Origin of the sequence: Anaerobacillus alkalilacustris, assembly GCF_001866005.1 — a bacterium.
GTDB lineage: Bacteria > Bacillota > Bacilli > Bacillales > Anaerobacillaceae > Anaerobacillus > Anaerobacillus alkalilacustris.
On sequence record NZ_MLQR01000031.1, the window covers coordinates 165,571 to 179,803 of the forward strand.

The 14,233-nt window shown below is 35.0% G+C and carries 9 protein-coding genes and 1 riboswitch; of the genes, 1 reads left to right on the plus strand and 8 read right to left on the minus strand.

The genetic code is table 11. The annotated features are described in order from the left end of the window. Nucleotides 1-50: 50 nt before the first annotated feature. The 8 genes from BKP37_RS13675 to metK all read right to left on the minus strand — a co-directional run bounded on the left by BKP37_RS13675 (nt 51) and on the right by metK (nt 11,983). Nucleotides 51-1,109: a tetraprenyl-beta-curcumene synthase family protein gene (locus BKP37_RS13675; protein ID WP_071310166.1), complete on the minus strand. Its 1,059-nt coding sequence runs from the start codon at nt 1,107-1,109 to the stop codon at nt 51-53. A 35-nt stretch (nt 1,110-1,144) separates the two neighbouring features. Continuing rightward, nucleotides 1,145-1,918 carry an alpha/beta fold hydrolase gene (locus tag BKP37_RS13680; protein WP_071310167.1) on the minus strand — a complete coding sequence of 258 codons (774 nt, stop codon included), beginning with the start codon at nt 1,916-1,918 and terminating at the stop codon, nt 1,145-1,147. 159 nt (nt 1,919-2,077) lie between these two features. Then, complete coding sequence (locus BKP37_RS13685; protein WP_071310275.1) at nt 2,078-4,510, minus strand: glycogen/starch/alpha-glucan phosphorylase; 2,433 nt, start codon at nt 4,508-4,510, stop codon at nt 2,078-2,080. A gap of 53 nt (nt 4,511-4,563) precedes the next feature. Then, nucleotides 4,564-5,991 (minus strand): glycogen synthase GlgA, encoded by a 1,428-nt coding sequence (gene glgA / locus BKP37_RS13690; RefSeq protein WP_084034726.1) that lies wholly within the window; start codon nt 5,989-5,991, stop codon nt 4,564-4,566. 19 nt (nt 5,992-6,010) lie between these two features. Continuing rightward, nucleotides 6,011-7,114, minus strand: a complete 1,104-nt coding sequence (glgD, locus tag BKP37_RS13695; RefSeq protein WP_071310169.1) for a glucose-1-phosphate adenylyltransferase subunit GlgD — start codon at nt 7,112-7,114, stop codon at nt 6,011-6,013. A gap of 16 nt (nt 7,115-7,130) precedes the next feature. Beyond that, nucleotides 7,131-8,306 (minus strand): glucose-1-phosphate adenylyltransferase, encoded by a 1,176-nt coding sequence (locus BKP37_RS13700; protein WP_425424992.1) that lies wholly within the window; start codon nt 8,304-8,306, stop codon nt 7,131-7,133. Further along, nucleotides 8,215-10,236, minus strand: coding sequence for a 1,4-alpha-glucan branching protein GlgB (glgB, locus tag BKP37_RS13705; protein WP_071310170.1), 2,022 nt, complete (start codon nt 10,234-10,236; stop codon nt 8,215-8,217). The genes BKP37_RS13700 and glgB overlap by 92 nt, the downstream gene beginning before the upstream one ends. A gap of 541 nt (nt 10,237-10,777) precedes the next feature. Continuing rightward, nucleotides 10,778-11,983, minus strand: coding sequence for a methionine adenosyltransferase (metK, locus tag BKP37_RS13710; RefSeq protein ID WP_071310171.1), 1,206 nt, complete (start codon nt 11,981-11,983; stop codon nt 10,778-10,780). 291 nt (nt 11,984-12,274) lie between these two features. Beyond that, a riboswitch (SAM riboswitch) is annotated at nt 12,275-12,408 on the minus strand. A gap of 200 nt (nt 12,409-12,608) precedes the next feature. Here metK and pckA point away from each other — a divergent pair. Then, entirely contained in the window at nt 12,609-14,186 is a 1,578-nt protein-coding gene (gene pckA, locus BKP37_RS13715) for a phosphoenolpyruvate carboxykinase (ATP) (protein ID WP_071310172.1), read from the plus strand. The last annotated feature ends 47 nt before the right edge of the window (nt 14,187-14,233 follow it).

The following is a 14,233-nucleotide window of genomic DNA, read 5'->3' on the forward strand; positions in this document are numbered from 1 at the left end:
TCATAATGAACATAGAATATCTTTATTTCCTAACTGAAGAGGGAAATTTACTATTTTTTTAATCTTCGGTAAATCCATCCATTAACAAAGAAGAACAATGTAGAGCCACCACCAATACGAATTAACCGTTTCGATATTTCCTTCACCTGCTTTTGACTTCTTACCTTTTCATCGGCTAAATATATAGCCATCAAACCTTTATTGATGAAGTAATGAAATTGTTGATGTGGTAAATTATTAATACTTTTGTCTGCCTCAACTGCAAAATGTTCAAGACGATTTAGTAATTCTTTCTCATCCTCATAGTAAAAACAAAAGTTTAAATCGCCACCTATCCGATCTTCTTCCTGATCGATAAAATAATCTAACATAATATGCAATCCTTGCACCCAAGGAAAATAACTTTCTTTAACAGAAATTGCATCTTTTTTTGAGAAATTAGGGTTTGTTGCATAAGAAGTTAGACAAAAAATTCCTAACGTCGAGCCTGCACATGCGGAAAATTCATACCAAGTCATACCGGGTAATTTATCTTTGTGACTATGAAACCATTTTTCTAACCGTGGAACTCTATCTTCTTTTTTCACATGCTTATGGATTTGTAAATCACAATAATATTTAGCGAGTTCTATATTACATGGATAAATATTCTCATAAGCCGGTAACGTAGAAATAACATCTTGACAGGCCATAACTAATTCGTGTAAATAGCCACCATCATCTTTTTCTGCTCGATGACGATAATAATCCTCTAAAACAGCTCCTGGCGTTAATGCATGAAGCATTGAATTATGCAATGCTTCAAAATCATTTGGATCTAATGAGGTACTACGATCACATAGATTATCTAAATAATCACTTATAGTTTGATAGGCTACGATAAAACGAATGACTTTATCTATTTCTTCCTCTGCTAAAAGACCGTAAATACTTCCACCCTCACAATGAAATGTCTTAGTCTCAATACTTGCTAATGCTTGCTTGCGAAGTTCAGGATTAGGAATGTTGTTTGCTTTTTCTTTCCACTCATTTAAATAATAATGAACTCTTGGTAATACTTCTTTATAAATTTTTATCATCATGAATAATGGTTTTTTCGGGATACTCATTTTACTTTGATTTCCTCCTTAAAAAGCAACCGAATTTATTTCAAATGCATCTCAGTAAATGCCTTTGTTACACGAAATACTTTTTCCTTTTCTGGTTCATTAAACACTTCGTGGTAAAGTCCTGGCCATTCTTTATAATATTTTTCTGTATTTTTTAGTTGATTGAACCACTGAATTACTGCACTTTTATCTACGATCAAATCATTACCTCCTTGTAGGACAAGTACGGGGACATTAGGAAAATTACTAACTTCATGATGACTACTTTCCATTGCATTTGTTAATTCGAAATACCAACGAACAGATACCTTTTTTACAAGATGAGGATCATTATCATCTCGTTGTATCATTTCTTTACACCGAGTACCTTCTGCTAAATTTGTTGGAAGTCGAAATTTCGGGTGAATTTTATGTATGAGATAAGCACTACAATGTTTTAGTCTTGAAGGTGGATTAGTCAGACCTAAGCATGGTGAGGATAAAATAACCGCACAAACATTAAATTTCTTTTTTAGCATCGTTTGTATTACCACTAACCCTCCCATACTATGTCCAAGTATGAAAATGGGTAGATGAAATTGCACAGAACGCTCATACCATTTTTCAACGGTATTAACATACTCAGAAAATGAATGAATATGGCCTTGACTTATGGGATTTACTCCGTGTCCTGGTAAATCTCCCATAACTACGTGAAATCCACTATTATTCAGCTTTTCAATTAACCATTTATAGCGTACATGATATTCATTAGCACCATGGACAATAACAAATACTCCCTTTGCTTCTTTTGCCTCCCACTCCCACATGTAATCCCCTCCAATAGGTTTAGAACCTATTTATTAATATAATACTAACTAAAAAATAACATAAACGAAAGAGAAAACTAAGTAAAAATACAGTAAAAGAAATGACGATTTCAAGAATAAAAATAGCTTAGGGAATAAAACCCTAAGCTATTTTTATTCTTATTTTATTATAACAGGTCTAATTCCCCAAATGTCTGTAGCATATTCTCCTATTGTCCTGTCACTTGAAAACTTTCCGGAATGGGCAATATTAATAATTGATTTTTTTAACCAATCCTTTTGATCTCTGTAAGTTAGATCGACCTTCTGATGAGTTTCTACATAATTATCAAAGTCTTTCAGTACGAAATATTCGTCATTGTTTGATAGAATATGGTAATAAATATCTTTAAACTCAACTTTATCATTCCCACAAAATCCATCCATTAGTTGGTCAAGGACTGTACGTACTCTTGGATCATTATTATAAATCGACCTTGCTACATAACCACCGTGACTATAATAATTTAATACTTCTTCAGATGTTAACCCAAAAATAAAGATATTGTCTCTTCCTACCATATCACATATTTCTACGTTAGCACCGTCAAGGGTTCCTATCGTTAATGCTCCATTCATCATGAATTTCATATTACCTGTACCTGATGCTTCTTTACTAGCTGTGGAAATTTGCTCACTTACATCTGCTGCTGGAATAATTTTTTCTGCGATTGAAACACCGTAATTTTCAAGGAATACCACCTTAAGTTTTCCTTGAATATGTGGATCGTTATTCACAACATTAGCAACAGTATTAATGAGCTTAATAATTTTTTTTGCAAAGAAATAACTTGGTGCTGCTTTAGCTCCAAAAATAAATGTTCTCGGAACTATGTCTAAGTTGGGATTTTCCCTTAATAAATTATAAAGCTCCATAATATGAAATACATTAAGTAGCTGCCGTTTATATGCATGAAGTCTTTTTACCTGAACGTCGAAAATGGAATGCTCGTCCACCACTATGCCGGTCTTATCTTTTATATATTTTGCGAGATCAATTTTATTTTCAAGTTTAACTTGCGATACCTTTTCTTGAAAACTGGAGTCGTTGGCATATTTTAACAATCCAATTAAATCCCTTGGTTGCTTAATCCACCGCGTTCCAATTGCGTCTGTAATATGACTTGCAAGCTTCGGGTTAGCGCTCATTAACCAACGACGATGAGTAATTCCATTCGTTTTATTATTAAACTTCTCAGGATATACTTGATAAAAATTATTCATCTCTCGTTCTTTTAATATGTCTGTGTGTAGCTTCGCTACTCCATTTACGCTAAATGAACCAACGATCGCTAAATGGGCCATTCTGACTTGCTCATCGGCAATAATTGCCAGTTCTGAGATTCTATTATTTTCACCTGGATACTTGAGCCAAAGATCACGACAAAATCTTTCATTAATCTCTTCGACTATCATGTAGATACGTGGAAGTAGTTCTTTAAATAAACTTATAGGCCACTTTTCTAAAGCCTCGACTAATGTTGTGTGATTAGTATAAGCACACGTTTGTGTAGTGATCCGCCAAGCATCTTCCCAACTAAAGCCTTCCTCATCAATTAATATTCTCATCAGTTCGGGAACAATAAGGGCTGGATGAGTATCATTGATGTGTAAAACGATCTTTTCAGGTAAATCTCGTAAACTAGCTTTTACTTTACGTTTATAAGATTGAAGAATACTTTGTAAGCCAGCAGAAACTAAGAAATATTGTTGCTTTAAGCGGAGTTTCTTTCCTTCAAAATGAGAATCATCAGGATATAAAAATTCTGAAATAGTTTCTATAGAACGTTTATAATTTAGGAATTTATAATAATTCTCCCGATTAGATGTATACATATCGTATCCAGTAATGACTGGTTCGGCACTCCACAAACGTAACGTATTGACCGTATGATTATCAAAACCTACAATAGGGACATCGTACGGTACCGCTAAAACTGTTTCATAGTTCTTATGTTCAAACGTTAGTTCACCATTATCATGGTTCATCTCTACATGACCACCAAAACGAACATGAACGGAACGGTCTGTACGACGTACTTCCCACACATAATCTTCTTTTAACCAGTAGTCCGGTAATTCCAATTGATAACCGTCAACCAGCTTTTGTTCAAAGAGTCCATATTTATAACGGATTCCACAACCATGTCCTGGTAATTGTAGAGATGCAATTGAATCTAAGAAACACGCTGCCAAACGTCCAAGACCACCGTTTCCAAGTCCTGCATCATGTTCTTGTTCAACGATAGCATCAATATTAACCCCAAGATCATCAAGACCTTCTTTTACAATATTTAATATGTTTAAGTTAAGCATATTAGATTGTAGTAGTCTTCCAAGTAAAAACTCCATTGAAAAATAATAAACTTGTTTTTCCCCAGATTGCTGATAAGTTTTTATTGTATTAATCCAATTTTTACTTACGTAACTTCGGATCATAGTTCCTAGTGTATTGTATAAATTTATCGGTGAGGCCTCATCAAGAGTTTTACTACTTGTATATTCTAGTGTTTCGATAAACTCTTTTTTAAAGACTTCTTTGTCACTAAACATATTAGATCTCTCCAAACTTACACCTCTTTGGTTCACACTATTATTAATACTCATTAGTTTGCTCCTATTAGATTGTGATAAAGATGATTATATGCTTTTGCAGACCTGTTCCAACTATTATCAGACTTTGTCATGTTTTTTAACAAGGCTGTCCATAGTGAAGAATCATTGTAGATTGAAATCGCTCTATTAATAGTGAAAAGCATGTCATGAGCATTGTAATTCGAAAAACTAAATCCATTCCCTTGTAAACTCTCTTCATCAAAAGGGGTAACAGTATCAACAAGTCCACCTGTTTCTCGGACAATTGGTGCACTTCCATAACGTAGAGCTATTAACTGACCGATACCACAAGGCTCAAATCTTGAAGGCATAAGAAACATATCACTAGCTGCATAAATTCTACGAGCAAATCCCTCGTTAAACGTAATGTGAGTTGATACTTTCTCCGGGTAGCGATAAGCTGCGTCACGGAAAAATTGCTCATACTCATAATCGCCAGTACCTAAAATTACAAATTGCACATCATTTTTCATTAGATCGTCAAAAATACTAGTGACAAGGTCAAGGCCCTTTTGTTCTACTAGTCTTGTAACAATAGCTAGCATTGGTGTATCTGCAGACTGCGGAAGCCCAAGCTGCTCTTGTAGTTGCAGCTTATTTTTCTGCTTTTTAACTTTCGAACTCCGATAAGGGAACGACAAGTTTTCATCCTTCATTGGATCATATTCTGCGTAATCAAGTCCGTTAATAATTCCACATAAATCATTTGAGCGATCGCGTAGTAAGCCGTCTAGCTTTTCTCCATAATAAGGATCTTGTATTTCATTTGCATATGTTTCACTTACTGTCGTTAATACATCTGCATGGAATAGTGCACCTTTAAGGTAGTTTACACAACCATCAAACTCTACACCGCCTATGTGCTCGTCCCCTAAACCAAGTAGCTCAGGTAAGACTTCTTTCGGGAAAATCCCCTGATATTTCAAGTTATGAACGGTAAACATTGTTTTAATCTCTTGATAGAAAGAATTATTTCTGTAATGTGTTTTTAAGAATAACGGAATTAGAGACGCCTGCCAATCATGGCAATGAATAACATCAGGTTGAAAATCAACTTGAGGAAGCATCTCTAATACCGCTCGGTTAAAATAAGCAAAGCGCTCACCATCGTCATAATACCCGTAAAGTCCTACTCGTTTAAAATAATATTCATTGTCAATGAAGTAATACGTGATGTCATCTTTTACGAGCACCTCTACACCTAAGAATTGATTTCGCCATCCTACTGGTGCGCCTCCACTGTATATGTGTTCCATCTCGTTTTTAAAGTCCTGTGAGATTTTTTCATATTTTGGAAGTACGACGCGTACATCTACTCCTTCTTTTTGTAGTTCTTTTGGCAAAGCACCAACAACATCAGCCAATCCACCTGTCTTTATAAACGGGGTACACTCTGTAGCAACGAATAGGACTTTCATCATTAAACATCTCCTAACTTTATATTACTTTTCTTTTCGGAATAACAAACGGTAAATGTTCGTTTCCAATTAATCGCTTACCTTCTGATAATGAAACATCTTTATCAAGAATTACATTTTCCACAATTGAACCTTCCTTAATTTCACAACGTTGCATAATAATAGAATTTTTCACAACTGCACCTTTTTGAACAACTACTCCACGGAACAAAATACTATTTTCTACAGTACCTTCAATTATGCAGCCGTTACCCACTAATGAATTTGATACATTAGCTCCTTGTAAATATTTCGCTGGCGGTTCATTTTTTACCTTTGTATAAATTGTTTGTTCTCCAAAAAATAACTTTCTATAATACATAGGGTCTAGTAAACGTAAGCTATTTTTGTAGTAACTTTGAACTGAGTTAATCACTGAGTGAGTACCCTTATATTCAAAGGACTGTACATTTAAATTTTGAAGTTCTTTTACGACACAATCGTTAAAAAAGTGAGTCGCGCCGTGAGCAATACCGTGTTCAAGCATCTGCAAAAGTACCTTCTTATTAATTAGGTACATGTTCATGTACACGTTATTGTTGTACTCTTCGTTTGTTACTTTTTTTACTCGGCCTTCAGGAGTAACTTCAAGCTTCTGGCATTGCTTATGTTCCGGTTCTAACATATCTACTTTTTTATGAATGAGAGTCACATCAGCACCAGTTTTTACGTGTTGTTCATAGACTTCTTTGTAATCTATATTCCCTATATGTTGACTTCCAGAAATTAATACGTAATCTGCTTTACCTCGATAGAAATAATCTAGATTATTATGAAAATGCTGTAAATCACCTTTTGAAATATCAGTTGGATCATTCCAGTCTGGCGGTAGGATAAACAATCCACCGTATTTCATATCTAAATCCCATGCTTTACCCTTACCAAGATGATCCATGAGCGAACGATATTTGCGTCTTGTAAAAACAGCAATATCTATCATTCCAGAGTTTGTCATATTTGAAATGACAAAATCAATTAGACGGTACCTTCCACCAAATGGCACTGCTGCCCCGCAGCGAAAATACGTTAATTCGTTTAAAAACTCTTGCTCGTTATCTAGATTAATGACTCCCATAATCTCCATCTTTTAGACCCCCAATTTATACGTTAGTATGGACAGCAGCTTTTTCCGTAATGACACTATTTTCACCTATCAGCGTAATCTCTGATTCTCTCCCAGGTTCAGGGCGAATGATTACATCATCTTCAATGATCGTGTTTTCAGCGATAATCGCTTTTTCAATTACAACATTTTTACCAATTTTTACATTAGGCATAATGACAGAATCCTTAATACTGCTTCCTTCTCCTACCTCGACTCCATAAAACAATATAGAGTGATCAATATTCCCATATACTAAGCAGCCCTCATTAATAAGACTCTGATTGACAGTTGAGTTTCGTGAAATATATTGCGGTGGTTGGTTAGGGTTTACAGAATACATGCGCCAATTAGTATCATTTAAATTGAATTGTGGCTCATCAGCTAACAAATCCATGTTCGCTTCCCATAAACTATCAACCGTACCTACATCTTTCCAATAACCTTCAAACTCATAAGCGTACAGGCGTTTACCATCATTTAAAAGTGTAGGTAGTACATTTTTTCCAAAATCGTGACTTGATTCTAAATTTTTTGCATCTTCTATTAAATAACTTTTTAACAAGTCCCAGTTAAAAATATAAATACCCATGGAAGCTAAGTTACTTTTCGGTTCAGCTGGCTTTTCGTCAAAGGTATGAATCCGTAAATCATCAGTAGTATTTAATATACCGAAACGACTTGCTTCTTCCCAAGGTACTTGGATAACAGAAATTGTAACATCAGCCTCTTGTTCTTTATGGTATTTTAGCATTTTTGCATAATTCATCTTATAAATATGGTCTCCTGACAAAACAAGGACATATTTCGGATTATATTGTTCAATAAAATTAATATTTTGGTAGATTGCATCTGCTGTACCACTATACCATCCACCGCCACCTTGGGCTTGGAAAGGGGGAAGTACTGAAACACCACCATGTTTACGATCTAAACTCCAATCAGATCCTATACCAATATAAGAGTTTAAAATAAGTGGTGAGTATTGAGTGAGAACGCCTACTGTATCAATCCCTGAATTCGTACAATTACTTAATGGAAAATCAATAATTCTATATTTACCACCAAAATAAACGGCTGGTTTAGCTAAGTTTTTCGTTAACCGTCCTAGTCTTTTCCCTTCTCCCCCTGCTAGTAACATTGCGACGCACTCTTTTTTCATTTTCATTTCCATTTTGTTTGCCCCCCTTAGTTTTTGGTTTTACTTGTATGTTTGTTGGACGAAAAACAACGAATGATAACGGCGGAATTGTTACTTGTATCGAGTAAGGTTGATTATGCCAATTTTCATCAATTGCTTTTATAATACCTTCATTCTTTTGACCTGATCCGCCAAACTCCATACTATCGCTATTAAACTCTTCAACGTAATCAGCATAGAATGGAACACCAACTTTATAATCATGGTAAACGACAGGTGTAAAATTGCATAAAATGATTAATTGTTCATTATCCTTATGGCCTTTCCTAATAAACGAAACAATACTTTGTTCGTAATTATTTGGATCAATCCATTGAAAACCTTGATGCTCATGATCCAGCTCCCAAAAAGCTGGTTCATTCAAGTAAAACTTATTCAATTGATTTACAAATTTGTGCATCTTTCCATGCATTTCATATCCAAGTATTTCCCAATCTAAGTCTTCAAGGTCCTTCCATTCAGAAAATTGACCGAATTCACTACCCATAAACAATAGCTTCTTACCTGGATGCGCAGCCATATAACCGTAAAAGGCTCTTAAATTAGCAAACTTTTGCCAATAATCTCCTGGCATTTTGTTTAATAAAGATTTTTTTCCATGAACTACTTCATCGTGAGACATTGGTAAAAGGAAATTCTCTGAATAGGCATAAAAGAACGAGAAAGTAATGAGATTATGGTGAAACTTTCGATAAATCGGATCCATTTCCATGTATTTAAGCATGTCATTCATCCAACCCATGTTCCACTTAAAGTTAAAACCTAGCCCACCTAAATACGTTGGTCCGCTAACATTAGGCCATGCTGTTGATTCTTCGGCCATCATTAAAGCATTAGGATAATAATGGAAAACCGTTTCATTTAGTTTTCTAATAAATGAAATGGCTTCTAAGTTTTCATAACCACCATATGTATTTCTAACATCTACATCATCATCACTTTTTCCGTGATTATAATAAAGCATACTAGAAACAGCATCTACTCGAAGTCCATCAATATGAAATAAATCCATCCAAAACAGAGCGTTAGAAATTAAAAATGACTGAACTTCTGGTCTTCCAAAATCAAACGTAAGTGTACCCCATTCTTTTTTCTCAGCTTTATGTATATCTTCATATTCAAAAACAGGCCCACCATCAAAAAGTCGAAGGCCGTGAGCATCTTTACAAAAATGCCCTGGTACCCAATCAAGAATGACACCAATACCTTTTTGATGACACATATCAACGAAATATTTAAAATCATCCAGTGTACCAAAACGACTAGTCACTGAATAATAGCCCGTTAATTGGTAACCCCATGAACGGTCATACGGATGCTCATTGATAGGTAAAATTTCAATATGAGTGTAGCCCATCTCACTCACATAATCGACAAGTTCATGTGCAAGCTCTCGATATGTTAAAAACTCACCTTCTTCGTTTAACTTCCATGAACCTAAATGAACTTCATAAATCAGGAGGGGTTCCTCATAAACGTTTCTTTCCATCTTCTTTTGTTGCCATTCATCATCATTCCACTGATATCCTCTTAGAGAAGTTACTTTCGAGGCAGTATTTGGCCGTAATTCGGAGTAAAAAGCGTATGGATCTGACTTTTGAAAAACTTCACCTGATTTTGCAAGAATTTCGTATTTATACAGATCCCCTTCTTTCAGACCTGGTATAAACATTGTCCAAATTCCATTATTGGTTATTTTTTCCATTTTGTGTTCATAGCCATTCCAATTATTAAAACTACCCACTACTCTTACTTCGACGGCATTAGGAGCCCACACCGTAAATCGGACACCCTTTTCCCCTTTCTCTGTAGAAATGTGTGCACCCATAAAATTGTAACTATAGAACAAATTTCCTTGATGAAATAAATAAAGGTCGTGATCACTTAGTATTATATCTGCCATCATCTTCTCCCCTACACTTTTTACTTTTGATACTAGATTTAATATGACTTTATCCGAGCAGAAAAAAACATTTTATTAATGGATCAAGTTATGCCTTACGAACATGATATAAATCCACTTATACAAATTTAGGTATTTATGTATTTTTTCGACACCGTTGAGACAAAATCCTTTTTAAAATAACTAGTTTCACTAATTTATTGTAAATAAATCTACTAGCAAAGTGTTACTAATTTCTTACAACAAATTATTTGTTTTATCGAACAAAATCGATATTTTTCCAAGTTATATTCGTTTTTCCGACATGAAAATTCATATTTCGATATTTTTCACAACGAAAAATTGCCAAGAAGTGTGAAATAATAACAAGAAAAATACAAGTATCTTTTTCCCGAACGAACGACCCTTAACGGAAGTTGCTTTGCCTTTTCAAAAAACGGGAGGAAAAATGTTAGAAATAGGTTATTTTCTATTTTCAAAATTTCTTCTCTAAAAAAAAAACAGGTAGTTGTTATTAATAACAACTACCTGTTTTTAAAATTTATTTTAATGCTTGAGCTTTTAATGCCTCAGCTTTATCTGTGAATTCCCATGGTAATTCAATATCTGTACGTCCAAAATGTCCGTATGCAGCAGTTTGTTTGTAAATTGGACGACGTAAATCTAACATTTTAATAATTCCAGCTGGACGAAGATCAAAATTGTCACGAACAACCTCTACTAGTACTTCTTCAGTCACTTTACCAGTTCCAAATGTATCAATAGAAATGGAAACTGGCTGAGCTACACCTATAGCATAAGCAAGTTGAACTTCACAGCGATCAGCAAGTCCTGCTGCTACAATGTTCTTTGCAACATAACGAGCTGCATAAGCTGCAGAACGGTCCACTTTTGTAGGATCTTTACCAGAAAAAGCTCCCCCACCATGACGAGCATAACCACCATACGTATCAACAATTATTTTACGACCAGTTAAACCTGCATCCCCTTGAGGCCCACCGATAACAAATCGACCTGTTGGGTTAATGAAGTATTTTGTCTCTTCATCAATTAAATTGGCTGGAACTACTGGTTTAATAACATACTCTTTTAAATTTCGTTGTATTTGCTCTAGAGTAACTTCCGGATGATGTTGAGTTGAAATAACAATCGTATCAATGCGTACTGGTTTACCATTTTCATCATACTCTACTGTTACTTGTGTTTTTCCATCCGGACGTAAATAAGGAAGAATATCCTCTTTTCTTACTTCTGTTAAGCGACGGGCAAGTTTATGAGCAAGTGAAATGGGCAGTGGCATTAATTCAGGTGTTTCATTATCTGCATAACCAAACATTAACCCCTGATCTCCAGCACCGATTGCTTCGATTTCAGCATCAGTCATTTGACCTTCACGTGCTTCTAAAGCCTGGTTAACACCTTGAGCAATATCTGGAGACTGTTCGTCAATCGATGTTAAAACAGCACAAGTTTCTGAGTCAAATCCATATTTAGCACGTGTATAACCAATTTCACGAACCGTTTCACGTACGATCTTTGGAATGTCAACATATGTAGAAGTTGTAATCTCCCCTGCTACGAGTACTAATCCTGTTGTTACCGATGTTTCACAAGCCACACGTGCATTAGGATCATTAGCTAAAATAGCATCAAGAATGGAATCAGAAATTTGGTCACAAATTTTGTCCGGATGACCTTCTGTAACTGATTCTGATGTAAATAAATGACGTTTTTTCTTTTCTGACATGTTTGTACCTCCTTTATCCCCTTTAGGATATGCACTTCTTTGATACGGTACTCATTTTCCCTATGACTAAAAAAAAGTCAAACAGAATATTGTATTGAAAGAACAAATCTTTTCCTTCTGTAACTTAGCTTTTCCATCCTCATAATGATTACACTAAGTAATTGGTTAATTCATGTACGACTTCACACACCTAATTTACCCAAAATAAATTAAGTGTGTGACCTCTTGAATCTAGCCCACTTGAAAAACCTTTTCCCTTAGAGGAAAAGGTTTTGATTATCCGCCTTTCGCCTCTTATCGATCAAGACACAAGTCTTGCAGGTTAGCACCTTTTCACTGTTATGTAACGTGAAGATATAAACTTACACGAAGTGTTGGTTGCCGGGTTTCATTGGGCCTGTCCCTCCACCGACTCGGGATAAGAGTATCCGTTCGGGACATATCATATAATACGTGTCTAACAATGTCAACTGTTTTTAGTTGGTAGCGCTGATTTTGTCGAAAGATATTATTTACCACAACTTTTTATTTCCTGATGTTTATTAGTAGAATTTTCAAAAGGCTATTATATAATAGTAAATAAAACTATTGGATAACTTTAATTTGAGGAAGGGTCTTGGTAAGTATGACTACATTTAATTTCGAACTAGAATTAGACAAAATAATAAAAGGAAAAAATGTATGTAACGATTTACCTGTTTCACAGTTAGTAGAGAGAGCTCTCGAACGAAAAGAAGGTGTTTTAACATCTAGTGGCGCTCTACAAACGACAACTGGAAACTATACTGGAAGATCTCCAAAAGACAAATTTTTTGTAAAAGAAGCTTCTATTAAAGATATTAATTGGAGTTCTATAAACCAACCTATAAGTAGAGAAGTTTTTGAAAATCTTTTTAAAAAAGTCCTGTCCTATTTAGAAAATAAAGATGAAATATATATATCGAAAAACTTTGCTAGCGCAGATAAAGGGTACCGTTTACCAATCTTAATTATTAACGAATTGGCCTGGCATAATCTTTTTGCTCGTCAATTATTTATTCGCCCTACAAAAGAAGAATTAGTAACCCACACAAGCGAGTTTACAATCATATCGGCACCAGGGTTTAAAGCTAACCCTAAAATTGATGGAACTGTTTCAGAAACGTTTATTATTATTTCTTTTGAAAAACGTATTATTTTAATTGGTGGAACTGAATATGCTGGAGAGATAAAAAAATCGATTTTTACGGTCATGAATTATTTGTTACCTAAAAAAAATATTCTCTCTATGCATTGTTCAGCAAATGTAGGGAGTGAAGGTGATATAGCCTTATTCTTCGGATTATCAGGTACTGGAAAAACGACTTTATCTGCTGATTTAGAGCGTCATTTAATTGGTGATGATGAACACGGTTGGTCACATACTGGCATTTTTAATATTGAGGGCGGTTGTTATGCTAAGTGTATAAACCTTTCTGAGACAAAAGAACCACAAATCTACAATGCCATCAGGTTTGGCTCAGTATTAGAAAATGTTGTCCTAGACCAAAATAGAAAGCCCATCTACGATGATACACAACTAACTGAAAACACCCGCGCAGCTTATCCACTTGAGCTTATCCCTAACTCTATTTTTCCAAGTGTTGCGGGACACCCTAATACAATTATTTTCTTAACTGCCGATGCATTTGGCGTATTACCACCTATTAGTAAATTATCAAAGGATCAAGCCATGTACCACTTCTTATCAGGTTATACAAGTAAAGTAGCAGGAACTGAACGAGGTATTACAAAACCAGAAGCTACTTTCTCTCCTTGCTTCGCATCACCCTTTCTTCCGCTCTCTGCCTACTATTATGCAAAAATGTTGGAAGAAAAAATTAACCAGCATGATATTAAAGTGTTCTTAGTAAATACAGGTTGGTTTGGCGGAGAATATGGTATTGGTAAGCGTATGAGTTTACCATACACACGAGCAATGGTACGTGCTGCACTCCACGGAGAGTTGAACAATGTTGAAACGATTATTGACCCTATTTTTGGATTATGTATTCCTATCCATTGTCCAGGCGTTCCAGATGAAATACTCCAACCAAGAGAAACTTGGTTAGATAGAAATGCGTACGACACAAAAGCAAAAGAACTTGCACGTAAGTTTCAAGAAAACTTTAAAAAGTTTGATAAGGTTTCAGAACGTATTATAAGCGCTGGACCTAAAGTTTAATATTTTACCTAACACGCTATAATTTCTCAAGCGTGTTTTTTATTTTA